The following is a 1,983-nucleotide window of genomic DNA, read 5'->3' as shown; positions in this document are numbered from 1 at the left end:
GATCGGTGCGCGTGCAGGCGCGGACGCTCACACTCGCTGCTCCCTTCCAAGCTGATCAGCCCTTCTCCAGTATGGGCGGATGGCCAAGAACCCCGCTGATGTCCGCCTGCTGACGACGGAACTACCCCTGCAGGGCGAGCACATTTCGTCTTCGTGGATGGTCTGGAGTGGTGAGTATGACTCTGTGTCATATGCCGTGTGGGATCTTCGGAAGATCGCAGCACGCGACGACGCCAATGCCGTCATAGGCATCCGTGTCGTCGCGCAACCCCGGTTACGGCCCGGCCTCATATCGGACGACAGATACGAACCCAAGTACACGGCCTACGGAACCGCCGTCATCTACGGCTGAGCCTTGATCCACCGCCTGATTTCTGAGTGGGTGACGCTGTCAGGGATCTTGGAAATTGGGGTCGTCCAGCGTGGCCGTCGCGCTGGTGCAGTGGCTCGTTTGCCCTGGTCAGGGCTGTGCCGGTAGGGCGGTGAATTCCCTGGTGGCGGTGATGCGGCGGTGACCGTTGGGCGAACGCTTCGTTCGTGCTTGCCGTTGCCCGAGTGGCTGGAGTGGTCGGAGTGAGGATCGCGTTCACTCGTTCGTGGCGGCCGGGCCGGGAACCGTGGGCTCGGTGAGCTGTGCGGGTGGGACGGTTGGCGCTCCGCGATTCCGGAGGCCCTGAGATGTGTGTTCGCCCTCGTACCGGCTGCGTGATTCCCGAGCTGACCGTGCGGGTCGCGCGGGCGAGTAACCCCAGGGGGCACCACCGCCATGGCCATCCGTGACCATCTCAACGGGCTCTGGGATGACGAGGACTTCGAGGAGTGGTATCCCCGGGACGGCAAGCCGGGCCTGTCACCTGCGCAGTTGGCGACCGTGTCGGTCCTGCAGTTCCTGCTGGAGCTATCCGACCGGCAGGCCGCCGAGTCCGTGCGCAACCGCATCGACTTCAAATACGCCCTGGGCATGGAGTTGGAGGACCTCGGCTCCCACCACAGCGTCCTGGCCGACTTCCGCGAGCGCCTGGCCGGGGGAGGCCGGGCCGACAAGCTGCTGGACCTCGCGCTTGAGAAGATCCGGGCTGTCGGCCTGCTCCGGGAACGCGGCCGACAGCGCACCGACTCCACCCACGTCCTTGCCGCGGTACGCGATCTGACCCGCCTGGAGCTGGTCACCGAGGCCATGCGAGCTGCCCTGGAGGAACTCGCCCGCCGGGCCCCGCACGAGCTGGTCGCCCTCGTGACAGAAGACTGGGGCAAGCGCTACGGCCGCGCGGCCCGGCTCGGCAAGAACCCCTCCAAGCCCAAGACCCGGATCAAGGACACCGGCGAGGACGCCCGCCTGCTCCTGCGCTACGTCCACCGCTACCTGCCCGCCCTCCGCGACGGTGAGCAGGTCCAGGCCCTTCGCCAGATCTTCGTGCAGAACTACTTCATCGACGCCCAGGACCGCCCGAAGTGGCGGGAGCAAGGGGACGCCGGCCTCCGCCCTCAGCCGTCGCCATCGTCTCGCCCTACGACCTGACCGCCCGCTACGCGCGCCGCGGCGAGACCCGCTGGAGGGGCTTCCTCGCCCACGTCACCGAAACCTGCGATCCCGACGCGCCGAGCGTGATCACCGACGTGACCACCACCAAGGCCCTCCCCGGCATCCTGGCCAACCTCGATCACAGGAACCTGCTGTCGAAGGAGCACTTCGTCGATGGCGGCTACCTCTCCGTCGCACTGAAACAACGGGTCGCCCGCGAACACGGCGTCGGCCTGGTCGGACCGATCCGGGCCAAGAGCGCCCGCCAGTCCCGCAAGGGCACCGTCCTTCACCGCGACGCCATCACGATCAACTGGGACGCCAAAGAGGTCACCTGCCCGCAGGGCAACGTGAGCCGCTGGTGGTGACGCCCCCCTCCCTCGCGCCCTACATCAACGTCGAGTTCGCGCCGGACGACTGCCGCCAGTGCCCGGTGAAGGCCGCCTGCACGCGCACCGATG

The 1,983-nt window shown here is 67.5% G+C and carries 3 protein-coding genes; all 3 read left to right on the top strand.

Translation table 11 applies throughout. The features are described from left to right. Window positions 1-79 precede the first annotated feature (79 nt). Window positions 80-352, top strand: a complete 273-nt coding sequence (locus tag ABD317_RS36345; protein ID WP_344296230.1) for a hypothetical protein — start codon at window positions 80-82, stop codon at window positions 350-352. Window positions 353-766: 414 nt separating this feature from the next. Further along, a complete protein-coding gene (locus tag ABD317_RS36340) occupies window positions 767-1,519 on the top strand; it encodes a transposase (RefSeq protein WP_344296228.1) in 753 nt (250 codons plus the stop codon). Further along, window positions 1,453-1,890, top strand: a complete 438-nt coding sequence (locus ABD317_RS36335; RefSeq protein ID WP_344296232.1) for a hypothetical protein — start codon at window positions 1,453-1,455, stop codon at window positions 1,888-1,890. The genes ABD317_RS36340 and ABD317_RS36335 overlap by 67 nt, the downstream gene beginning before the upstream one ends. The last annotated feature ends 93 nt before the right edge of the window (window positions 1,891-1,983 follow it).

It is taken from the genome of Streptomyces synnematoformans (assembly GCF_039531005.1).
GTDB lineage: Bacteria > Actinomycetota > Actinomycetes > Streptomycetales > Streptomycetaceae > Streptomyces > Streptomyces synnematoformans.
The sequence above is the reverse complement of the archived record's forward strand: the minus strand, read 5'-3'. Positions and strand labels throughout refer to the sequence as shown.

What these genes read in the sequence shown, in the direction of transcription:
- ABD317_RS36340 (WP_344296228.1), top strand. Translation starts at nt 767, where the DNA reads ATGGCCATCCGTGACCATCTCAACGGGCTCTGGGATGACGAGGACTTC.
- ABD317_RS36345 (WP_344296230.1), top strand. Translation starts at nt 80, where the DNA reads ATGGCCAAGAACCCCGCTGATGTCCGCCTGCTGACGACGGAACTACCC.